General features: G+C 49.0%; 22 protein-coding genes. 13 read left to right on the forward strand and 9 right to left on the reverse strand.

Annotated elements, in window-relative coordinates:
* The first annotated feature begins 72 nt into the window (after positions 1-72).
* Entirely contained in the window at positions 73-1218 is a 1146-nt protein-coding gene (locus tag NC980_RS15745) for an AI-2E family transporter (protein ID WP_190378094.1), read from the forward strand.
* Positions 1219-1237: 19 nt separating this feature from the next.
* Complete coding sequence (locus tag NC980_RS15750) at positions 1238-2404, forward strand: ABC transporter permease (protein WP_190378095.1); 1167 nt, start codon at positions 1238-1240, stop codon at positions 2402-2404.
* A 21-nt stretch (positions 2405-2425) separates the two neighbouring features.
* Here the strand turns inward: NC980_RS15750 and NC980_RS15755 are convergent, their stop codons facing one another.
* Entirely contained in the window at positions 2426-2749 is a 324-nt protein-coding gene (locus NC980_RS15755; RefSeq protein ID WP_190378096.1) for a YnfA family protein, read from the reverse strand.
* Positions 2750-2833: 84 nt separating this feature from the next.
* Between NC980_RS15755 and ppk2 the strand changes: the two genes are divergently transcribed.
* The gene (gene ppk2 / locus NC980_RS15760) at positions 2834-3667 is read left to right on the forward strand and encodes a polyphosphate kinase 2 (protein WP_190378097.1); all 834 of its coding nucleotides are present in this window, start codon (positions 2834-2836) and stop codon (positions 3665-3667) included.
* Positions 3668-3672: 5 nt separating this feature from the next.
* Here the strand turns inward: ppk2 and NC980_RS15765 are convergent, their stop codons facing one another.
* Positions 3673-4233 carry a Uma2 family endonuclease gene (locus NC980_RS15765; protein WP_190378098.1) on the reverse strand — a complete coding sequence of 187 codons (561 nt, stop codon included), beginning with the start codon at positions 4231-4233 and terminating at the stop codon, positions 3673-3675.
* A gap of 62 nt (positions 4234-4295) precedes the next feature.
* On the opposite strand from NC980_RS15765, the gene folK reads away from it, so the two are divergent.
* From folK to NC980_RS15780, 3 genes are read left to right on the forward strand one after another with little or no spacing between them, the layout of a single operon-like run.
* Positions 4296-4766, forward strand: a complete 471-nt coding sequence (folK, locus tag NC980_RS15770; protein ID WP_190378167.1) for a 2-amino-4-hydroxy-6-hydroxymethyldihydropteridine diphosphokinase — start codon at positions 4296-4298, stop codon at positions 4764-4766.
* Positions 4767-4790: 24 nt separating this feature from the next.
* Positions 4791-5345, forward strand: coding sequence for an NUDIX hydrolase (locus NC980_RS15775; RefSeq protein ID WP_190378099.1), 555 nt, complete (start codon positions 4791-4793; stop codon positions 5343-5345).
* Positions 5346-5348: 3 nt separating this feature from the next.
* Positions 5349-6785, forward strand: coding sequence for an FAD-binding domain-containing protein (locus NC980_RS15780; protein ID WP_190378100.1), 1437 nt, complete (start codon positions 5349-5351; stop codon positions 6783-6785).
* A 375-nt stretch (positions 6786-7160) separates the two neighbouring features.
* Here the strand turns inward: NC980_RS15780 and NC980_RS15785 are convergent, their stop codons facing one another.
* Positions 7161-7475: a hypothetical protein gene (locus NC980_RS15785; RefSeq protein ID WP_190378102.1), complete on the reverse strand. Its 315-nt coding sequence runs from the start codon at positions 7473-7475 to the stop codon at positions 7161-7163.
* Positions 7476-7961: 486 nt separating this feature from the next.
* Between NC980_RS15785 and NC980_RS15790 the strand changes: the two genes are divergently transcribed.
* Both NC980_RS15790 and hrcA read left to right on the forward strand, forming a co-directional pair.
* On the forward strand, positions 7962-8294 hold the full coding sequence (locus tag NC980_RS15790) for a rhodanese-like domain-containing protein (RefSeq protein ID WP_190378103.1): 333 nt from the start codon (positions 7962-7964) through the stop codon (positions 8292-8294).
* A gap of 104 nt (positions 8295-8398) precedes the next feature.
* Positions 8399-9463, forward strand: coding sequence for a heat-inducible transcriptional repressor HrcA (hrcA, locus tag NC980_RS15795; RefSeq protein WP_190378104.1), 1065 nt, complete (start codon positions 8399-8401; stop codon positions 9461-9463).
* Here the strand turns inward: hrcA and NC980_RS15800 are convergent.
* Positions 9460-10146: a PD-(D/E)XK nuclease family protein gene (locus NC980_RS15800; RefSeq protein WP_190378105.1), complete on the reverse strand. Its 687-nt coding sequence runs from the start codon at positions 10144-10146 to the stop codon at positions 9460-9462. The two genes, hrcA and NC980_RS15800, sit on opposite strands and share 4 nt — an antisense overlap.
* A 283-nt stretch (positions 10147-10429) precedes the next feature.
* On the opposite strand from NC980_RS15800, the gene NC980_RS15805 reads away from it, so the two are divergent.
* Entirely contained in the window at positions 10430-11668 is a 1239-nt protein-coding gene (locus NC980_RS15805) for an S-layer homology domain-containing protein (protein ID WP_190378106.1), read from the forward strand.
* Here the strand turns inward: NC980_RS15805 and NC980_RS15810 are convergent.
* A complete protein-coding gene (locus NC980_RS15810; protein ID WP_190378107.1) occupies positions 11665-12921 on the reverse strand; it encodes a GAF domain-containing sensor histidine kinase in 1257 nt (418 codons plus the stop codon). The genes NC980_RS15805 and NC980_RS15810 overlap by 4 nt on opposite strands.
* A gap of 296 nt (positions 12922-13217) precedes the next feature.
* Between NC980_RS15810 and NC980_RS15815 the strand changes: the two genes are divergently transcribed.
* Positions 13218-13535, forward strand: coding sequence for a DUF3155 domain-containing protein (locus NC980_RS15815; RefSeq protein ID WP_190378108.1), 318 nt, complete (start codon positions 13218-13220; stop codon positions 13533-13535).
* A gap of 207 nt (positions 13536-13742) precedes the next feature.
* Here NC980_RS15815 and NC980_RS15820 read toward each other — a convergent pair whose 3' ends face one another.
* The 3 genes from NC980_RS15820 to NC980_RS15830 form a co-directional block, all read right to left on the reverse strand.
* A complete protein-coding gene (locus NC980_RS15820; RefSeq protein WP_190378109.1) occupies positions 13743-14267 on the reverse strand; it encodes a cofactor assembly of complex C subunit B in 525 nt (174 codons plus the stop codon).
* Positions 14268-14340: 73 nt separating this feature from the next.
* Positions 14341-14733 (reverse strand): PadR family transcriptional regulator, encoded by a 393-nt coding sequence (locus tag NC980_RS15825; RefSeq protein ID WP_190378110.1) that lies wholly within the window; start codon positions 14731-14733, stop codon positions 14341-14343.
* A gap of 933 nt (positions 14734-15666) precedes the next feature.
* The gene (locus NC980_RS15830; RefSeq protein WP_190378111.1) at positions 15667-16392 is read right to left on the reverse strand and encodes a hypothetical protein; all 726 of its coding nucleotides are present in this window, start codon (positions 16390-16392) and stop codon (positions 15667-15669) included.
* A 163-nt stretch (positions 16393-16555) separates the two neighbouring features.
* Between NC980_RS15830 and NC980_RS15835 the strand changes: the two genes are divergently transcribed.
* A complete protein-coding gene (locus NC980_RS15835) occupies positions 16556-17092 on the forward strand; it encodes a GNAT family N-acetyltransferase (RefSeq protein WP_190378112.1) in 537 nt (178 codons plus the stop codon).
* A gap of 80 nt (positions 17093-17172) precedes the next feature.
* Here the strand turns inward: NC980_RS15835 and NC980_RS15840 are convergent, their stop codons facing one another.
* Positions 17173-17619, reverse strand: a complete 447-nt coding sequence (locus NC980_RS15840) for a DUF4332 domain-containing protein (protein WP_190378113.1) — start codon at positions 17617-17619, stop codon at positions 17173-17175.
* A gap of 246 nt (positions 17620-17865) precedes the next feature.
* On the opposite strand from NC980_RS15840, the gene NC980_RS15845 reads away from it, so the two are divergent.
* Together NC980_RS15845 and NC980_RS15850 are read left to right on the forward strand one after the other, a co-directional pair.
* Positions 17866-18306, forward strand: coding sequence for a Fur family transcriptional regulator (locus NC980_RS15845; protein ID WP_190378114.1), 441 nt, complete (start codon positions 17866-17868; stop codon positions 18304-18306).
* Positions 18307-18589: 283 nt separating this feature from the next.
* On the forward strand, positions 18590-20617 hold the full coding sequence (locus NC980_RS15850; protein ID WP_190378115.1) for a hypothetical protein: 2028 nt from the start codon (positions 18590-18592) through the stop codon (positions 20615-20617).
* The last annotated feature ends 43 nt before the right edge of the window (positions 20618-20660 follow it).

The raw sequence follows: 20660 nt of genomic DNA on the forward strand, positions 1-20660 counted from the left end.
GCCGCGATCGCATTTCCCACCCATTCGCCAAATCAGGCGGCAGAATTAAAAGGTACTCGATCGCGCCTGCTCATGGATCGTTTTTTCTCCCCCATTCAGCAATTTCTCATTACTTGGTTGCTGATTCTAGTATCTGGATGGCTGACGCTCAACGCCCTCACTTATTTTGGTGAGCTGATTAGCGTTCTAGTCACAGCGAGCTTGATTGCTTTTATGCTGAACTATCCGGTTTCACGGCTGAGCCAAGTGCTACCGAGAACGATTTCGGCTGCGATCGTTTACCTATTCGCTGGCGTAATTTTTGGTGTGGTGGCGGTGACGATCGCGCCGCCAATTCTTCAGCAAGCGCAACAACTCGCAGCAAATTTGCCAAATCTGATTGCGTCAGGACAAGATCAAATTTCGGAATTTCAAGCGTGGAGCCAAGCGCGGCATTTAGGCTTTGATTTGTCGTTTCTTGAGCAGCAGTTCTCCGCTCAACTGCAAGGACAGGCGCGATCGCTCGCTTCAACCGGAATTGGCTTGGTGCTGGGCACGTTTAACTGGGTGCTGGATTTTATTTTGATCTTGGTGATCTCGTTTTACTTGGTGCTAGATGGGAAGAAGCTTTGGAACGGGATCACGGGAATTTTTTCGCAGCCGATTCGGGAAAGTCTAACGAACTCCATGCGCGATAGTTTACAGCGATTTGCATCCGGTCAATTGCTGTTAGGGCTGTTTATGGCAGTGATGCTGTCGATCGCGTTTTGGTGGCTGCGAGTGCCGTTCTTCCTGGTGTTTGCCGTGTTTATCGGGGCGATGGAAGTGATTCCGTTTATTGGGGCGAGTTTGGGAATTGCGATCGTTGGGATTTTGGTGGCGTTTATTGATTGGTGGTTAGCGATCGAAGTGGTCGGGGTTGCAATTGGGATTCAGCAGGTAAAAGATAATGCGATCGCGCCTCGGATTTTAGGAGAGTTAACGGGGTTCAGCCCCGTCATCATCCTCATGTCGCTGCTGGTAGGTGCTAGAGTAGCGGGATTATTGGGTGTGATTTTGGCGATTCCTTTAACCAGCGTCGTTAAAACGACCGTCGAAATTCTCCTCAATCCTGACTTGCCGCCGCAGCGGGGATCGATCTTCTCGGAAACGGTGGAAAATAGCATTCTGGAGCCCATGCTCTCGGTTGAGCCTGACGACGAACCGAAAGTCACAATCATCGTCAACGATTCGCGTTAACCCCTATCTTCTCTGACCTATGGACTGGTGGCTGAAACTCAAAAGAAATCCGTTAGCCAAGCTTGGAGCGCTGCTGCTGCTGATGTTCTATTTCTCGGCGATCGCTGCCGAGTTTGTTGCGCCCTATAGCCCGTGTGATACGGTGTCGATTACCAGCGGGGCTTGTAAGCCTCAAACGGATGGTGCATTGTTACCCCCGACGCAGATTTATTGGACGGATCAAAATAATCGCTTCATTGGCCCGCACGTCTATCCGACCACGCAAGGCCCGGTAGATGTGAATACGGGCGATCGCGAATTGCGGGTCGATCGATCGAAGCCTTCACCGCTGAGATTGTTTGTGCAAGGTGAGCCTTACCGCTTTTTTCAAATTCGATTACCGTTACCGACCCAGTTTTCACTCAGCGATCCGAAGTTTGAAGAAATTGAACTGTTTCCAGGGATTCCTGGCAATCTGCATTTGTTCGGCACGACTGGCGAAGGGAAATTTAATTTATTGGGGACAGATGAGCAGGCGCGGGATTTGTTTAGCCGCTTGGTGTATGGCGGTCGAATTAGTCTCAGTATCGGATTGGTGGGGATTGCGCTGTCGTTTCCGATCGGAATGTTAATCGGCGGAATTTCTGGCTACTTTGGCGGCTGGATTGATGGGGTGTTGATGCGAATTGTCGAAGTGTTGATGACGATTCCGAGCATTTATCTTTTGGTGGCACTGGCTGCGGTGTTACCCCCAGGTTTATCAAGCGCTCAACGGTTTTTGCTGATTATCTTCATTACGTCGTTTATTAGCTGGGCAGGATTGGCGCGAGTGATTCGGGGGCAAGTGCTTTCGATTAAAGAGCGTGAGTTTGTGCAGGCATCGCGGGCAATGGGTGGAAAATCGCTCTACATTATTGTTCGGCACGTTCTACCGCAAACCGCAACCTATGTGATCATTTCGGCAACGCTGCAAATTCCGAGTTTTATCATTGCGGAATCGGTTCTGAGTCTGATTGGTCTTGGAATTCAGCAGCCTGATCCGTCCTGGGGAAATATGTTGTCGTTGGCAAGCAACGCCTCAATTTTAGTGCTACAACCGTGGTTGGTGTGGCCGCCTGCTGTTTTGATTGTCCTGACAGTGTTGGCGTTTAACTTGCTTGGAGATGGATTGCGCGACGCGCTCGATCCCCGGAGTTTGCAGCGATAGTTCCAAGGCGCGATCGCGCTTCTAGTGTCGAGGTGCGTACATCATCACCAACACACCCATGAGCGCGATCGCGCCTCCGAGCCAATCGTAATAATCAGGACGAACGCGATCGACGATCCAGCCCCAAGCGATCGACAACACAATAAACACGCCCCCATAAGCTGCATAAGCTCTGCCAAAATTGACAGGCTGCAAGGTTGGCACAATTCCGTAGGTCGCTAAGATGATCACGCCAACTACTGCAAACCAAACGCTTTTTCCTTCACGCAACCAGAGCCAAAATAGATAGCCGCCCCCGATTTCACATAGTCCAGCTAAGACGAAAAACAATAGAGACTGAAGCATCGGTTTAAACATGCAGATTCTTTTCAGTATTGTTCAGTATGGGGTGTTGTAAGTTGAAATGAAGTGTTTGTTCTCAGTGTCTCCATGAATCAACCGAATAAAAAACACAAACAATATACAACTGAGACTCATGAAGCAAAAAAGCTCAGCTCAGAATTCTATGAAGCTGAACTGAGCAGCTTACAAGCCGAACTGGTGAAGATGCAGTATTGGATCAAGCACACTGGATATCGGTTGGTGATTCTGTTTGAAGGGCGAGATGCGGCGGGTAAAGGGGGCACGATCAAACGCATTTCCGATCCGATGAATCCGCGTGGGTGTCGGGTTGTGGCGTTAGGAACGCCGTCCGATCGCGAAAAAACCCAATGGTATTTCCAGCGCTATGTAGAGCATTTACCGTCAGCAGGTGAGATTGTGCTATTTGATCGCAGTTGGTACAACCGCGCTGGGGTCGAGCACATCATGGGTTTTTGTACCGAAGTGCAGTATCAAGAGTTTATGCACTCCTGCCCAGAGTTTGAGCGAATGCTGGTGAGATCGGGGATTATGCTGCTGAAATACTGGTTTTCGGTGAGCGATGAGGAGCAAGAGCGGCGATTTCAATCACGGGCAATTGATCCGATGCGGCGATGGAAATTGAGTCCGATGGATTTGGAGTCTCGCGATCGCTGGGTGGAATTTTCCAAAGCAAAAGATACAATGCTTGCTCACACAAATATTCCTGAAGCGCCCTGGTTCACGGTCGAAGCGGATGATAAAAAACGTGCTCGTCTCAACTGTATCAGTCATATTTTGAGCAAAGTTCCGTATACCGATATGACTCCTGAACCGATCGAGCTAACGCCGCGTCAGGCTGCTCCCGATGATTATGTTCGTCCCCCGATCAATGAACAATTCTTTGTGCCCTCGATTTATTGACGCAGTTACAACAGAATTTTCAGCGCTAAAGAAAATCCTGGAACGACATCTTCACCGCTTAAAGTTGCAGACTCAGGATATTGCGTGATTGAACCATCGACGCGATAGACAAAAGCGGTTTTGTTTTTACAATCAATTAGCCATCCTAAGCGCACCCCATTCTCGATGTACTCCTGCATTTTGGCTTTTAACTCTTCGAGGGAGTCGGATTTCGATCGAATTTCGATGACAAAATCAGGTGCGATCGCGATAAATTTGTCTTCTTGCTGTTTCCAGTTTTGAGGTAATCGGCCCTTCGCGACAAATGCCGCATCTGGAGAGCGAATTGCTGTATTTGCCAATCGAAATCCAGTGCTAGAACTGAAAACGTTGCCTAATTCTTGCCCATGAACGTGAACGTAGAGAAAGCTAATTGCAGACGCTTCTCGATCTCCTGAAATTCCCCCAACCGGTGGCATCGTGACTAAACTCCCATCTGCGTTACGTTCAAATCGCAGTTCAGGATTTTTGGAACTCATTTGCATTAGTTCTTCATCGGTAATCTCAGTAAAGGCAGGATGTACCATCAGCTTGTCCAGAATGCAGCGATACTCTTGACTATAACAGGGAAGTTTTGGATTATCGTCTGATGAAATATGCGATCGCGCTCGGTAGCAATTTGGGAGATTCACGCTCGATTCTAGAATCTGCATTGAGTCAGTTAGAGGATGTGATTGCGCGATCGTCTTGGTATCAAACCAAAGCTGTGACGCTCCCTAACAGTCCGCCACAACCCGATTATCTCAATGGCTGTGCGATTCTTGAAACTGAATTAGAACCCCTAGAACTGCTCGCAAAGCTTCAGCACATTGAAAGCGAATTTGGGCGGATTCGGCAGCAGAAATGGGATGCTCGTACCCTTGACTTAGATATCCTTCTATTTGAAGATGGAATCTTTCAAGCGCAAGTGCTAAATATTCCGCATCCGCGTATGAGCGATCGAGCCTTTGTGCTGGTGCCTCTGGCTGAGATTGCTCCGGCTTGGCAGCATCCAGTGTTGAATCGATCGATCTTGGAACTAGCGCGATCGATTGATGCGTCTGATGTGCGAAAGCTCTGAGTTATCCTTCACCTCGTTAAGTTTATGTCCTTCGGATCAGAACCTCCTCAACTCCTAAAGCAGCGCCTTTTATACAAAGGACGCAAGTTTAACTTTGAAGTCAACAGTTTACGATTGCCGAATAAATCAGAGGGCGATTGGGAATGTATCCGTCATCCGGGCGGTGCATTGGTAATCCCGGTGACAACTGACGGCAAGCTTGTGCTGGTGCGGCAGTATCGATTTGCGGCGAAGGGACGATTGTATGAGTTTCCGGCAGGCACTGTTGAACCGGGAGAAGATCCGCTCGAAACGGTGCAGCGCGAGGTTCAGGAAGAAACAGGCTACACCTCGGAAAATTGGAAGAAGCTTGGACAGTTCTTTTTGGCTCCAGGCTATTCGGATGAGATTATCTATGCGTTTTTGGCGACAGAAGCCACTGTCGTCGAGAATCCGCCTGCTCAAGATGAGGATGAAGACATGGAAACAGTGTTAATGACTCCCCAGGAAGTCGAGAGTGCGATCTACGCTGGAGATATCGCGGATTCTAAGTCGATTTCTAGCTTCTTATTAGCGCGATCGTTGTTACTCGGTTCGTAGGTTATGTCTGATTTAATTTTGTTTTGGCATCGTCGGGATCTTCGAGCTTCAGATAATTTGGGGCTATCCAAGGCAAGAGAACGATCGCCAAAAGTCGTGGGCGTGTTTTGCCTTGATCCGTTGATTCTCGATCGCGATGATGTGGCTCCTGCGCGAGTGAAGTATCTGATCGGCAGTCTGGAATCGTTGCAGGAGAAATATGCGGCGGCGGGGAGTGAGTTACTGATTATTCAGGCTGATCCGAAGGAAGGGATTCCGAAACTGGCACGATCGATCAGTGCTAAGGCGGTGTTTTTGAATCAGGATGTGGAGCCGTATGGACGCGATCGCGATCAAGCGGTGATCGATGCGCTGAATGAAAGCGGCATCGAAGTGCAGCGATTTTGGGATCAACTGCTCCATTCACCGGAAGACATCAAATCAGGCACAGGTTCGCCTTATACGGTTTATTCGCCGTTTTGGAAGAATTGGAGCAGTCGATCGAAAGCGTCTCCCGTTGCAGATTTGGCAGGGGCAGAAGGATTGACCGATGCCGAGCGGGAACAAGCAGCAGGGATCATTCCGCTTCCCTCGGCAAAAGACTTAGGCTATGTCTGGGACAATGCTTTGATGCTTGATCCGGGTGAACAGGCAGCACAGGAACGATTAGAAGAGTTTTGTGCGAGTGCGATTTACGAGTATCAACAACAGCGCAATTTTCCCGCTCAGCCTGGAACTTCGCTTTTAAGTGCGGCGCTCAAGTTCGGCGTGATTGGAGTCCGGACGGTTTGGGCGGCGACCGTGGAAGCGGCAGAGCATCGGGGGGAAACCGATGATATTCGAGTTTGGCGGCAGGAGATTGCTTGGCGCGAGTTTTATCAACACGCGATGTATCATTTCCCTGAATTAGCTGAGGGTGCTTATCGTCCGGTGCTGAAGACGTTTCCCTGGGACAATAACGAAAAGTATTTTCAGGCTTGGTGCGAAGGGCGGACGGGATATCCGATTATCGATGCGGCGATACGGCAGATGAACGAAACCGCTTGGATGCACAATCGCTGTCGGATGATTACGGCAAGCTTTCTGACAAAAGATTTGTTCGTGGACTATCGCTTGGGTGAAAAGTATTTCATGCAGCGCTTGTATGATGGCGATTTGTCTTCTAATAATGGCGGCTGGCAGTGGAGTACGTCGAGCGGCATGGATCCAAAGCCGTTGAGAATCTTTAATCCTGCCAGTCAAGCGAAGAAGTTTGATGCGGAGGCGGAATATATTCGCGAATGGTTGCCAGAGTTGCGGAGCGTTGAGACTGAGGATTTGATTTCGGGCAAGATTTCGCTAGAGGAGCGCGATCGAGCCGGATATCCCAGACCGATCATTGATCACAACGTTCAGCAGCGCAAATTTAAGGAGCGGTTTGCCGCGCAGAAGGCAGCAACCGGAGATGGCGGCGGGGATTAGTTATCGTGATCCAGCGATCGTTTGAGTTGCGATCTCTCTCCGTTGAGCAATTTTTGCCCATCGTCGCACTGTTTCAGCGATCACGAGCACTGTTTTAGTGGATCGTTGAGCTATTTTAGCGATCGCGTGAACTGTTTTAGTGATCCGGAGCGCTGTTTTAGTGCATCGCTGAGCTATTTTAGCGATCGCGTGAACTGAAATAGCGATCGCGAGCACTGTTTCAGTGATCCGATGAACTGTTTTAGTACATCGTTGAGCTATTTTTGCTCATCAAACCCGTGTTTACCGATCAACGTTGCGCTTTTCTTGAGAACGATCGTGCTAAAAACACTGAGCTTTGCTCGATTGCCTTAGCACGATCGCTTCTTCACTGGTTTAAGCTTCAGCACGCTCCTTGGCAAATTGCTTACGCAGACGGTGAATTCCACCCAGCAGACCAGAAACGGCTAACCCTGGAAGTGGCGTAAATCCAAAGGGTACAGGCGTTGCGGCAGCCCCGATTTGGAGAGTGTCAATGACCCCTCCATTATCGCTGCTAGCGATGGAAACTTGGATTTCGTCAAATCCGCTGCTTCCTGTAAATCCATAGAAGTTGTTAGACCCAGAGAAGCCAGTATTAGCATTGAATGTTTCTACCGCTACGCCATTCAGTAAAGCAGTAAAGGTTGCTGTTCCTGCCACAGTTACCATTGCGAACGCTGCACCGCTCCGAGGAGTGCTGAATCGAATAGAAAAAGGATTTTGTGCACCAGAACCAAGACCGCTTGAGAAATTTGTCAAGTTTCGACCAGTGATATTACTACCGCTGCTCCAGGTCGAAGCGAAAAGGTTGGAAAATGTCACTCCTGGGTATTGGTTGGTAATGACAGTTGTATCACCAACAGTAAGATCGTTGAAATCGATCGTTTGAGCCGGATTTGAAATTCCAGATGACGCTCCATTAATCGCTAACGCATGAGCCGGGGCAACATCAACACTCGAGGCTGCGATCGCGATCGTCGCTCAAATCGGAGCGACGATCGTACTCCTCACAATAGAATTCATCGTTTAACACCTAGCTAGGGGAATAAAACTATTTTGTCGCTCGCCCAACTTGCGACATCCATAGTTCTACTCACCTTTTCCCTGCATCTTTTGAGAAAATACGGGACATATACCCAAGCCAATTTCCGTCCTATGCCCTTTTCTCAAATCACTGTTCAAGACCTCGCCCAATGCCTCGATAATCCCAATATTCAATTCGTCGATGTGCGCGAACCCTGGGAAGTAGAAACCGCCTCGCTCCAGCCGTTTCAAAACCTGCCGCTCAGCCAATTCTCCGAATGGTCAGAGCAAATTCACAGCAAGCTCGATCCAGAAACGGAAACCTTAGTGCTTTGTCATCACGGAGTACGATCGGCGCAGATGTGCCACTGGCTAACTCAGCAAGGATTTACCAATGTAAAAAACATTTCCGGTGGAATCGACGCCTATTCCGCGGCGGTCGATCGCTCAATTCCCCGGTATTAGTACGATTCCGTCGGTTTTGCTACGATGCGTGACCCAAATCTAAAGTAAAAATAAGGGAAATGCTATCTTAGTCTCAATCCGATAAAACGCGATCGTTCTTGAAAATGTCCTTAAATCCTCCGCTTAATAACCGTCAACAACGAGTTCTCTGGGCAACCGTGAGGCATTACATTGCCACGGCAGAACCTGTGGGATCAGGCGCATTGGTCAAAGAGTACAATCTCAGCGTCAGTTCTGCCACAATCCGCAATGCGATGGGACACCTGGAAAAAGTCGGACTCCTGTTTCAGCCCCACACTTCAGCAGGTCGAGTGCCCTCAGATTCGGGCTATCGGATCTATGTCGATCAGTTGATTCAACCCTCGCCAGGAATCGCTGTTCAACTAGAGCAAATCCTGAGCGATCGCCTCAACTGGGACAAATGGAGTTTTGAAGCCGTCCTCAAAGGAGCCGCGCAAATTCTTTCAACTCTGAGCGGCTATATTGCAATCGTCACCCTGCCAATGACGAACACAACGCAAATCCGGCATCTTCAACTGATCCAGGTTGATTCGGCTCACGTCATGCTGATTCTGGTAACGGATACTTACGAAACCCAATCGGTATTAATGGAGATACCGCCCTCAGATCTTGATGCCGAAAGCGTCGATCGAGAGTTGAAAATTCTTTCAAACTTCTTATCCGAACAGTTGCGCGGTCGATCGCTCTCAGAAATCCAGCGGTTAGACTGGGGCGAACTGGGGCGGGAGTTCGATCGCTATAGTTCGCTCTTGACTTCTGTGCTTGCGGATCTATTACACCGCCTAGCACAATCGGCTTTACCGTCGCAGTTGATGATTAGCGGCGTTTCGGAAGTGCTAAGACACCCAGAATTTTCAGAACTGAATCAAGTGCAAATGATTCTGCAACTGCTTGAAGAAGAACAAGATCAGCTTGTACCACTCATTTTTGATCAGCCCGATTCAGACGGTCGGCGCGTTTCGATTCGGATTGGTTCAGAAAATCCACTAGAGCCGATTCGGGCTTGCTCATTAATCTCATCGACCTACAATCGCGGAACGGTTCCCGTCGGAAGCATTGGCGTTTTAGGCCCGACTCGAATGCTGTACGAAGATACGATCGCCCTTGTTGAAGCCACTGCCGATTATCTCTCGGAGATGCTGAGCTAGTTCCGAAAATATCCCAATCGTCGCCAGTATTGTTGCACTCGTGCTTCCCATTGCTGCCAATACTCGTCGATCGCGCTTGGCTCAAACCAAAAGATCTCCGCAGGCGTTTCCGGAATCGCAACGACCAGCAAGGCATGACAGAGGTTGAGGCTATACTCGCGATATAGCTGGTTCACTGCTCCACAATATGCTACTAACTGAAGTGGATAATCATACAAGCGATCGACCGTTTTCTTGGGTCGATCGCTTGTTTTCCATTCACAAATGCAGGGCACGCCTTCATAACTGGCAACGCAATCGACCACTCCGGCATATCCCAATTGATCGTGAATCACCACCCCTTCAATCAATCGCACTTGCTCGATCTCTTTCAGCACAGGTTCAACACTCTCCCAATACGGGCGAATGGTCTCTGGACAATCGACCTCTTGCCCTTGCAGGAATTTCTGAATGTAGCGATGCGTTCCGGTGCCGCGCCGACTCGCGGTTTTGGTAATTTCTGTTGCCTGCTCGACTCCAACTCGCTGCTGCCAGTTAAATAAGCGCTCTCGGTCTTCACGCGGCTTTGTCGCATTCAGAATCGTGGTCACACTGGGAATACGATCGCCATTCGCATCGACATAAAACTGTTTGCCCGCTTCTCGGACAGATTTGGACGCATAGCGCGGCAGTTCAGACACCATTGATTCCTCAAAAATTGCTCTCGATCGTACCTAAAAAATCAGGCGTTGAATCCCTCAAATTTCTAGCTTCCTCAACCACTTTGAAAACTGTCCTAAGTTCAGAAACTTCTGCGGAAACCTAACGGTCATTGTTGAATATAAAGCGTAGAGAACTGAGCCAAAATGCTGCACTTCAAACAAAGTTAAAGATAGTTCTTTAGCCGGATGCAGGAACTTTTTAGCTCATTCAAACATCTACGTAACTAACAAGAAAAAACTCTCTCTCGCTTGGGAACAGCTACCTATGTATAGCACTGTAAAATCTGGTTTAGCTTTGACTTTGGCACTCGGTACGATCGCAGGTGCAGCAGCTCCAATGATTATGGTAGCACCTGCTTCGGCTCAAGCAGCCTTCTCTGATGTTGCTTCGGATAACTGGGCTTCTCCATTTATTCAAGAATTGGCTTCTCGTAACATTATTGCTGGATTTCCTGATGGCACATTTCGCCCGAATGATCCGGTGACTCGCGCTCAATTCGCTGCAATTCTTCTCAAAGCATTTCCGAATGCGCCACGAGTAAATACACCGATCAATTTCTCTGATGTTCCCAGCAATTATTGGGGACTTCAAGCGATTCGGAACGCCTATGCAACAGGATTTCTTGCAGGATTTCCAGGCGGAACATTTCGACCGAATGACAATATCCCTCGTGCTCAAGCTTTGGTGTCTCTGTCAAACGGTCTGAGATACGCTAGCACTCAACCTGCTGACTCTGTGCTTCAGGTTTACACCGATGCGTCCAACATTCCTGGCTATGCTCGCAACAGCATTGCCGCCGCCACCGAACGCCGCATTGTCGTCAACTACCCGGATGTCCGCTTCCTCAACCCGAACCAAGTCGCAACCCGTGCGGATGTCGCTGCCTTCGTTTATCAGGCATTAGTCAGTTCTGGACAGGTCGCCGCAATTCAATCGCCTTACATTGTCGGTCAAGCGCCAACGCAGCCTCAAGCGATCAATATTCCTGCTGGAACTGCAATCCCGGTTCGCTACGATCGCGCCGACAAGATCCTGCTTGCGAAAAACGAACCGCAACCCACCCCGGTTACGCTCACCGTGGCTCAAAACATTGTGACCTCTGACGGAACAGTTTTGATTCCATCGGGTAGCCAAATTGCTGGTCAGCTCACGGTTTCTCAAGGTGCAGCCCAGTTCACCGCCTCGGAACTCATCCTGGCAAATGGCCAGCGAGTCGCGATCGCGGCAACTTCTGACCCGATTACAACGACAGAAACGGTGCGTCGTGGTGCAAGTACAGGCACAATTCTTAAGGATGCGGTGCTGGGTAGCGCTGCTGCTGCAGGGATTTCTGCCGTCACGGGCGATCGTAATATTCGCGCCGAAGAAGTCTTGATTGGAACTGGAGTCGGTGCTTTGGCAGGGCTGATCTTTGGGGGCGATCGCGTTGATTTAATTTCCATCCGTCCTAACTCGGATCTAAATCTCCGCCTCACCAGCGCCTTGACCTTACCGCGCTCCTAACCCTTACCTGTGAGGGTTTCCTCAACTTCGTTCTTCAGCAACTTCACAACAAAACTTGTTCCTCGCTGCGGGGGGTGGTCGTCTTGAGCGATCCAGCCCTCGCTTTTTAATGGGCTAAACACCTGAATCGACCCGTGCATTTGTTCAATCAGTCGGCGAGCGATCGCCAGCCCCAACCCTGTCCCTGGAATATCACCATCCGCCTGCACTCCCCGATAATGCCGCTCAAATAACCGCTCTAAATCCTGCGGCGGAATTCCATATCCCGTATCGCTAACCCAAACATTCACATAATCGTCCCTATGATTTGCCCGGATATGCACCTCTCCGCCTAACGGTGTATATTTCAAAGCGTTATCGATTAGATTACTTAATACCTCACGCAGCGCCCCAGGATTGGCAGAAACAAGGGGGAGGGGGTTTGGAACTTCGGTTCTAAGTGCCAGCCCTTTTTCTTGCGCGATCGCGCCTGCCGTTTCAACTAGGAGCAGCAAAATCTCATTCACCGAACAGGGCATCAACTCCAGACTAGAAGTGGTCAGCACCCCTGCGGGCAGCAAAGGAATCGGACGGCTCACCAGCGAGGCATCCTCCGCCAACACATCCACGGAATCGAGGTCGATCGCCTCGTCAAACTGCTGTAAAAGCTCCTGTAAACGATCGCTTTCCCGCAAAATACTGCCTGCAATCTCACGATTTGCATCTGTCGCCTGCATCCGCTTGACTAACAGCTTTCCAAACGTGCGGAGTGCCGTCAGTGGACTCTTTAACTGGTGCAGCAAATTATCCAACACATCATGCTGCTGAGATTGCCTTGATCGATGTTGCCGTTGAGCCTGATCGAGCCACTGCGCCCGCTGATCCATTACGCAAGCCAGCGATAATGTATTGGCAATGCGCTCTACCTGCGATCGCTCCCAGGTTGTCCAAGGACGATCCTCACGCTCGGTCACGAGCAACCCGAACACTAATTCTTCATGAATCAGCGGCAAAACTAATTGTTTTGGCTGAGTTAGTCCGCTCGATGTCGTCACCTCTGGATACGACTCAACGGCTGCCGGGAGCGCCAGCCGTTGAGTCGTATCCAGCGTCCCAGCCGCTTCTGGGTAAGCTGCGATCGGCATCAAACGCGCTTGAGAACTCTCAACTAATTCTTCCGTCAGATAGATCACGCTGAGCGATGCCCCCAGTGCCTGAGTCAATAACGCAATTTGCGATCGACACAACTCAATGAATTCGCTACTTGTGGGCATTAGCATCTCTTCTTCGGCAGATTTTAGGAAAATAAGGATTGACGATAAGTAATTTTTCTTATTAATTTAGTAGATAGCTCTGATCCCCAACCTTTTGCATCCGTTTGTCTTAACTTTTGTGAGTGTAACCCCACTCCTTTTGATGACCTAGCAGGAATTCGGAAAAAGAAAATTAAGACTTTGTATAGATGCGTTAAGAGAAGTTGAAGTCTAGGGCGGGAGCTGATATAGTTGCGACGGGTTTTGTAACGATCATTACAAGTTTCGGCAGTTTGGAACCTAAGGAGGTAAAGGGTTTGGCAAGGAGACGTAAACGCAAGAGTCGGCGGCGGCAGGAAGGAAGACGGATTTTAGAAAGCGTTCCTCAATTTAGCATTGAGTGTGGCGAAGATAAACCCGTTACTGCTGCTCGCAAATTCATTCACTCTGAAGGCATCGTGCCGCCCGCGCTGTTGCTGGTCAAGAGAAATGAGCATACCACGGATCGATACTTCTGGGCAGAGAAGGGATTATTTGGCGCACAATATGTGGAAGAAAATCATTTCTTATTCCCCAGCTTGCGAACCTCTGAAGATGAAGTGGATGCTGTCGTTGTTCCGTCCCGGAGCCGATAGACGTTTTTGCCATTGGCAGAACCTTTAAATGGTTCGGCTTATCGGTCTTTGCTTGCTCTGAATGCGAAGTGCAACTGTAGCTAAATTTTGTTACAGGTTCAGTTGAGCAAGTTAATATAAAGCATTCATCTGATAAAAGCTCCCTTCAACGCAACGAAGGGAGCTTTTACATTTGATCGGTCTGACGGTGCTAGATCCGAAGCAGAGCTATTCTGATTTCAGTTCTAAAAATCGCTGCAACTCCGCTAACTCATCCCGGTGTGCCTTTACAGTAATCACGCTCCGCGATGCGGCATCTAGACTCGGCTCTACTCTAAGCGATACCTGCTCAACTCGCCCTGCCCCTTTCCAGTAAAAGACTCCTGCCAAGGGCGACAGGAGCAATAATCCAAACCAAAAATTTGACCAGTCGGGCAGCACCATCGAGAGGACGAGCACAAAGCACAGTACACCGATCGAGGCAAGCAAGGACAGAAAGACTGCTAGGAACACGCTAGGGCGAACTACGCCTTCAAATGTAACCTGATTATTCGCTGCGTCGATCGCCGCCACTCGATAAGAGCGCTGCCCGAAGTAGGAGCGCAACTGAGACAGCAGAGAATCTTCGGATTGGTCAGACAGCAAGCGCACCTCCTGAGTTCGATCTTTGACTGAGGCGCGAATGAAGAAAAACAGCCCAATCATTAATAGAACGGTGAGAAGAAGCGTTGAGGCAATTACAGGCTGAGTCATGGCGCAACTAAAGAGCAATCCCAATTACACCATCAGTTTAGACAACAACGGGACATCGATAGAACTCCGCTGCTTATTTCTCAGCCCCACTAACCTGAGGAACTCCTGAATTCTCGTGCGCGGTTTCGCGTTTAACGGCATATTCGCGCCAGAGTCGAGCAAGATCCTGTGCCTGCGGCATGGCTTCAGATTTAATCTGATACATGCGACGGGGACGACCCCGACCTTCGACTTTTTTCCAGTAGCCTGTGACCATTTCTTCATCCTCAAGAAACTTCAAGGCACTGTAGAGAACTGTGTCTGATAGTCGATACAGCGGATATTCTGTTTCAAGCAGTTGAATTAATTCAGTTCCGTAAGAATCTCCCCGCAAGAGGACGGCGAGAACGTAACAGACCGCCAGTTCTTTATTGAGATAGAAAGGTGGCGGATCTTTGAAAAATTGGTAAATATCCTCAAATTTCATCTGTCTGATTCCAGGTATGCGACAAATCACTTGCTTGAGAAAGCGACACGAAGATCGAAAACTCAGCTTTGCTTCCTAGATTAACAATCACATATCGGAGGTTGCCGTCCCTCTAAAGGGTTAATCCTTCAGCGTGAAATATTAAACTGGCTCGAATTGCAACTTGGCACAAACACACTGAACAACTCCACAACTCAAATGACAACTAACATTTGAATTGATATTTAAGTTGTCAGCCTGAATGAGCTTCACAATTCGATCGTAGACTGAGCGAATCGGCATCGCTTTGAGTTAAACAATTTTAAGAAATCGGTGCTTAAGATCATAGGGCAATATTCAGTCTTCATCTTGACTGCACTGTGTAAATAGCACCCAGCAGCCTATGCGCTTTTCTTAAAACAGCCATTTCATTAAGTTGCTTAGCTTCTGCAAATTGTACCTCTCGATTCTAAACTTGAAATTCTAATTTGTGGGTTAGGAAGTAAATTTACAATCGCTGTATCATACGGAATTCAAGAATTTGGCGATATTTGAAGAAATATTTAGATTATTCGCAATCTTGGCAGATTTACGATCGACAGGCGCCCAAATTGATAACGCAATCTAATCTCTGCTTAGCTTGACCTCTTATCGGTTCGATCAACTTTTGCCAATCTACGAACTTGCTGAATTTCAACGAAAAATTTTAGTCTACTTGTGACTGTCAAAACCCAAAATTTTAGCTTATCGGATTTAAATTGGCAGAAGTTTTTTAGAGAAATCGCTAGAATTCTCGTTAATCTTAGCGTGCGAAGCGATTAAGAGGATTATTTTTAGACCGTTGACTAAAAATACCCAAGCTGGAGTAGCAAGTAGACGAATGCCTCCAAGAAAAGTTCCCAAAGGCTGCGGGTCGATCGTTGCGTGAGCGATCGCGAATCTTGGAGAATCAAACTAAAATCGTCGTCCCAGTAATCGCTGCTTCACACCTTCAGCAATCTTTTGACCGAGATACTCAGGAATTAAACTTTCATTCGGGCCTAATAAGTACAAAATTAGCCGCGTTCGTCCACGCCAAACGAGCAAATTCGCATTCACGACCAGCAAATCTTCCTGCCAGATTGCGTACATCACTTTGTAAAACAATCCAGGCTGATTATCTGCTTCAATTAGCAGCGCGGGCAGGTGGAAGACTGGATCGACATAGAACTCAGTCTCAACCTGTTCTAGTCCTGCATCCAGGTTAAACTCAACAGCCAGCATTTCTTCGACTTCAAACCGTCCCGCCAAGGCTTCTCGAATCGCCCGACAGACATTTTCAGCCGTCTTGTCGGTCAGGGCTTTGCCGCTGCGCGACACAATCAGCTTAATGAACACCAGCATTGGTGGGTAGATTTGCCCATACAGGCTGAGACTGTGAATTGTCAAGCCATAAGCTGCCAAAACCCCGAAAATATCGCTGAGCAAAAAGGACTGGTTGCGGTAGGCAAAATGCAGCGCACTTTTTGTTCCCTCGGTTTTTAGCTCGATCACGGCTTGTTTTGACTTATACAGTTGATAAGCCAATCGGAGATTTTGCAGTTGAATTTCGCTGCTGACGAACTGCTCATAAAACTGGGGGAACGCCCGATTAAAGCGCTTTAACAGTTCTAACGTAGAGGATTTTAGACCCAAAGCCATAGTGGAGGAGACCGCTGCTCAACGACACGCAGATAAATAAGTCGAAACTAAAAAATATCGATAAGGAGACTGACAATTGCTAACATTTCCCCAAAATCAGGAGAATGCAACTCAAATCCGAGAGATATACTAGCTATTACTGCTTCACTGTGATGACCTTGGCATGGGTTTTTGGAAAAGCTTATTTAGTAGCACGGATGCTTCGATCGAGAAACCAGCCTCGACGGAGAGTTATGTTGTCCCCGGATCAACAGAAGGAACAACGACAGGCGATCGCGCCAACTCGCGGGTCTTTTTCTCAACAGAGCGAGAGATTGATCTTTACGAGCTAGAGGAGCTGTGCGATGCGGTGGGCTGGTCGCGTCGCCCCTTGAGAAAGGTGAAGAAAGCGATTCAGCATAGCTTTCTAGTGGCAACAATGTGGGAGCAGCGAGGTGCGTCGCGGCGACTGGTCGGATTCGCACGGGCGACTTCTGACCATGCGTTTAACGCAACGATCTGGGATGTCGTAGTGCATCCGGATTTCCAGGGCAAGGGGCTAGGGAAAGCGTTGATGAAGTTCATGATTAAGAAGCTTCGGAGCGAGGATATCAGTAATATCACTTTGTTCGCTGATCCGCATGTAGTCAATTTCTATCGAAATTTGGGATTCATGCAAGATCCAGAGGGAATCAAAGGAATGTTTTGGTACCCGGATTAAAGTGCAATCCGGGCATCTGCATTTTCAGAGTTCCCCAGACTGTGAAGCAGGGATACGATCGCGTAGATGAAATTCTTGAATTACCGTAGGCTTCGCGCTTGATGAATCCACAAGCCGATGTAATCTGTCGTAGGACAGAGATCGCGCCGTTGCATCGTGGAAACGTAAAGCCGCAGCAGTTGGCGGTGGAGTTGACCGATCGAAGTTTGCCCCAGCTGTAGAGGTGAGGCAATGCCTGCGTGAAGGAGCAGTCCAGCGTACTCACAGCCCACACTAGGGATACGGGCGAGGTCGGCAAGGGCAACCCATTTGTTCAGTTGGCGAATTGGCACTTGTAGTTCAGTTGCTAAAAGGTTTCTCTGATCTTGCGTTTTACCCAGTTTAAACAAGTCTAGCGTTGTGTGAATGTGACGATCGTTCAGTCGAGTTGCATCATCGGCAGCAAGACCCGGAAGTAGGTCGATCTCCCAGCTTGCCGAGGGAATGCCTGCTGATTTTTTCGATGGCTTTGCGGAAGAATGCGTCACGGTGTCCTCGAACAAAATTAGAACATTTAGTTTAACAACTCGAACTCTTCAAAGCAAAGTTGTAGCGAGTTTACTTTAGCTTGTGATAGAACTAGAGATAGATCAGATGAGCTAACCTCTATCATTTGATAGGGTATCGAAGCCTTCAGAAAACGAATAAAACTTTCATTTACAGTTGTACTTTCTAACAGTTTCACGATCGAGATGGTTCGTTAACAACAAATTCCTTAGCATTGCCACTTAACGATGAACACCGAACTGACATCAGACCTTAAACCGATTCGCTGCCTCGACGATGCGATCGAACGCTGTCAACGCCTTGGGATGCGTCTCAGCCGCCAGCGTCGATTTATTCTTGAATTGCTTTGGCAAGATCAGGAACATTTATCGGCGCGAGAGATCTACGATCGCCTGAATCGCCAGGGCAAAGAGATTGGGCATACCTCGGTCTATCAGAATCTAGAAGCGCTGTCTGAGCAGGGGATCATCGAGTGTATTGAGCGATCGGATGGGCGACTGTATGGCAATGTTAGCGATGCTCATAGCCATGTGAATTGTCTGGACACGCAGCAGATTTTAGATGTTCACATCGAGCTTCCTGAAGAAATCATTCGACAGGTAGAAGCAAAGACGGGTGTGCGGATCACAGAATATCACATTGATTTCTATGGCTATCGAGCGCAGTAGAAATCAACGAGTTAGAGCTATTTTTTACAGCGATCGTCCTTTCTTTAGAACTGAAAGCCAGAAATTCATCAGCGAGTCTGTGAATTTCATTTTGTCAATTTAGCCATTACGCTGCTTGCAAATTGTAAAGAATTGTAAGTGGCGTTTTTGTCGTAACTCCCGGAAACGCTAGTTTTTCGTGCGGAACTTGTAAAAGCAATCCGCATCAAGGGTTCCATTGGCAAAATCGCCTGTAGAATATCCGAGACTCTGACCCGCCGCCTGATAAAGGTTCGCAGCGACAATGGCTAGAAAAACCACTCCTCAATGGCTTCAAGGGCTTCAAGCCTTCCAGAAGCCGAAGTCCACAAAATTGCATCCGCCTACTTCGACCGATCGTCCGCCTGAGAATTCTACCGCTCTCCTTGAGAGCCATCCGCCCACGCAGCCAAAACGCCGCAAATCGCCCCCCAATCAGCGTAAGGTCGCCAAGATTGGTCAGCGGGCGACGAGAACTGCGTCTTCAGCCACACGGGCGATCGCGCGACGAACGGCGGCGATCGCGAGTGCTTGGAAATGGCAGTTGATTTGGCTGGGAATTTTAGGTGTTTTTGGCGGAACTGGAGCGATCGCGTTCTGGTGGCTGTCGAAGGTTCCCCCTGCGGTGGACTGTAAGCAAGTGACGGCACAATCGCTTGAGTCAGAGCAATTGTCTTGCGCTCAGCAAGCAGCGCAATCCGGTAAAGCCGATCAAATTCTGGCATCAATTAATCTGGTCAAGGATTGGACAACCGAGCATCCCCTGTATGCCCAATCGCGATCGCTGCTGCAAGATTGGTCGAATGCACTGCTGATTCTAGCGCGGGATCGAGTTGGACAGCGAGATATTAAGGGGGCAGTGTCCTTAGCCAATCAAATTCCGAAGACGAGTCCGATTTACAAAGAGGCTCAGGCGGCGATCGAGCGCTGGACAGAGGAATATCGGCGCGGAGAAGCGATCTACGTCAAGATTGTCGATGCGCTGAAGAAGCAAGATTGGAACAAAGCCTCAGAAGAAATGGCGCAATTGGCGCTAGTGAACGATCCCGGTTGGCAAGACCGTTTAGGTGAGATTCGCGAACAGTCAAACAATGAGCGTAAAGCCTGGAAAGCGCTTACCGATGCGCGGAATTTTGCTAAATCGAATTCACCGAGTCAGCTAGGACAAGCGATCGCGCTGACAAATCCGATCGATCGTAAAACTTTTGTCTGGACGTTGCAGGCAAATCAAGAGGTCGTGCGCTGGCGTAATACAATCTTTCAACTGGCGATCGTGCAATTCGATCAGCAGAACATTCCTGAAGCGAGTCGGTTGATTAACTCGATTCCCGAAAGCATCAAGCTAACGAGCGCCAACCAGGATTTGGTGCAGTTGGTGCGGGCGCGAGAAATTGAGACGATCAATCAATACAACACTCCTGGGCTAGAGCGGATCGCCCCCCTGATGATGGCGACTCATCTCGTGAAGCAAATTGATCCCCAAAGTCCATTTGCTTCACGAGCAAAAGTGTTGATCCCGCGCTTGGAGCAACAGACCCAGGATTTGATGCAGTTGAATGTAGCAAGCACGATCGCGAATCTTCAGCAGATCCCACTGTTAGAAGCCGCGATCGCTCAAGCGGCATCAATCCAGGCAAAGCGTCCGGGACGACTGCACGCGCAAACCTTGATCGCACAGTGGCGGAAAGAGCTACAGTCGATGCAAGACCGCCCCGTACTCGCTCGCGCTCAACAGGTCGCGAAATCGGGCAAGATTGGCAATTTGCGATCGGCGGTTGCAATGGCCACGCTGGTCAAACCTAAGCGTTCGCTGCGAATCGAGGCGCAAACCTATATCGCGGATTGGACAAATCAGATCGAAATTATCGAAGATCGTCCGATTATTAACAACGCCAAAGCGATCGCACAAACTGGACAACTCGGACAGGCAATCACGGTGGCAGGAGGTATTCGACCGGGACGCGCGCTATACAACGAGGCGCAAGGCTTGATCGGAGAGTGGGTATATCAGATTCAGCTTGCGGAAGATCGATCGCTACTGGCTCAGGCAACGAGTTTGGCAAATCAGGGCTACCTGACGCGGGCGATCGATGCAGCATCGGGAATTACGCCCGGACGACCTTTATATGGGGAAGCAAGGAGTGCGATCGGGCAATGGGCAGCAGAGCGGGCAGAGATATGGCGGCAGCGAGATATGGCTCCGAGTTATAGCGCTCCGGTTGAGCCGTCTCCTGCTCCGGATTCTACCGAGTCAGAGCCAACGCCGCCTGCTTCTCCGGAGCCAACGCCCTAAGCAATTTCCGTAGCTTGTGCAACGGGTCGCTAAACTGTTTAAT

Origin of the sequence: Leptolyngbya sp. AS-A5, assembly GCF_039962495.1 — a bacterium.
Taxonomy (GTDB): domain Bacteria; phylum Cyanobacteriota; class Cyanobacteriia; order Leptolyngbyales; family Leptolyngbyaceae; genus Leptolyngbya.

Coding starts and splice junctions, on each gene's coding strand:
- NC980_RS15790 (WP_190378103.1), top strand. CDS start 7,962: ATGCCCTTTTCTCAAATCACTGTTCAAGACCTCGCCCAATGCCTCGAT.
- NC980_RS15800 (WP_190378105.1), bottom strand. CDS start 10,146: ATGGTGTCTGAACTGCCGCGCTATGCGTCCAAATCTGTCCGAGAAGCG.
- NC980_RS15850 (WP_190378115.1), top strand. CDS start 18,590: ATGGCTAGAAAAACCACTCCTCAATGGCTTCAAGGGCTTCAAGCCTTC.
- NC980_RS15825 (WP_190378110.1), bottom strand. CDS start 14,733: ATGAAATTTGAGGATATTTACCAATTTTTCAAAGATCCGCCACCTTTC.
- NC980_RS15750 (WP_190378095.1), top strand. CDS start 1,238: ATGGACTGGTGGCTGAAACTCAAAAGAAATCCGTTAGCCAAGCTTGGA.
- NC980_RS15780 (WP_190378100.1), top strand. CDS start 5,349: ATGTCTGATTTAATTTTGTTTTGGCATCGTCGGGATCTTCGAGCTTCA.
- NC980_RS15830 (WP_190378111.1), bottom strand. CDS start 16,392: ATGGCTTTGGGTCTAAAATCCTCTACGTTAGAACTGTTAAAGCGCTTT.
- NC980_RS15805 (WP_190378106.1), top strand. CDS start 10,430: ATGTATAGCACTGTAAAATCTGGTTTAGCTTTGACTTTGGCACTCGGT.
- folK (WP_190378167.1), top strand. CDS start 4,296: ATGAAATATGCGATCGCGCTCGGTAGCAATTTGGGAGATTCACGCTCG.
- NC980_RS15765 (WP_190378098.1), bottom strand. CDS start 4,233: ATGGTACATCCTGCCTTTACTGAGATTACCGATGAAGAACTAATGCAA.
- NC980_RS15775 (WP_190378099.1), top strand. CDS start 4,791: ATGTCCTTCGGATCAGAACCTCCTCAACTCCTAAAGCAGCGCCTTTTA.
- NC980_RS15845 (WP_190378114.1), top strand. CDS start 17,866: ATGAACACCGAACTGACATCAGACCTTAAACCGATTCGCTGCCTCGAC.
- hrcA (WP_190378104.1), top strand. CDS start 8,399: ATGTCCTTAAATCCTCCGCTTAATAACCGTCAACAACGAGTTCTCTGG.
- NC980_RS15785 (WP_190378102.1), bottom strand. CDS start 7,475: ATGGTAACTGTGGCAGGAACAGCAACCTTTACTGCTTTACTGAATGGC.
- NC980_RS15810 (WP_190378107.1), bottom strand. CDS start 12,921: ATGCCCACAAGTAGCGAATTCATTGAGTTGTGTCGATCGCAAATTGCG.
- NC980_RS15745 (WP_190378094.1), top strand. CDS start 73: ATGGATCGTTTTTTCTCCCCCATTCAGCAATTTCTCATTACTTGGTTG.
- NC980_RS15835 (WP_190378112.1), top strand. CDS start 16,556: ATGGGTTTTTGGAAAAGCTTATTTAGTAGCACGGATGCTTCGATCGAG.
- NC980_RS15755 (WP_190378096.1), bottom strand. CDS start 2,749: ATGCTTCAGTCTCTATTGTTTTTCGTCTTAGCTGGACTATGTGAAATC.
- NC980_RS15820 (WP_190378109.1), bottom strand. CDS start 14,267: ATGACTCAGCCTGTAATTGCCTCAACGCTTCTTCTCACCGTTCTATTA.
- ppk2 (WP_190378097.1), top strand. CDS start 2,834: ATGAATCAACCGAATAAAAAACACAAACAATATACAACTGAGACTCAT.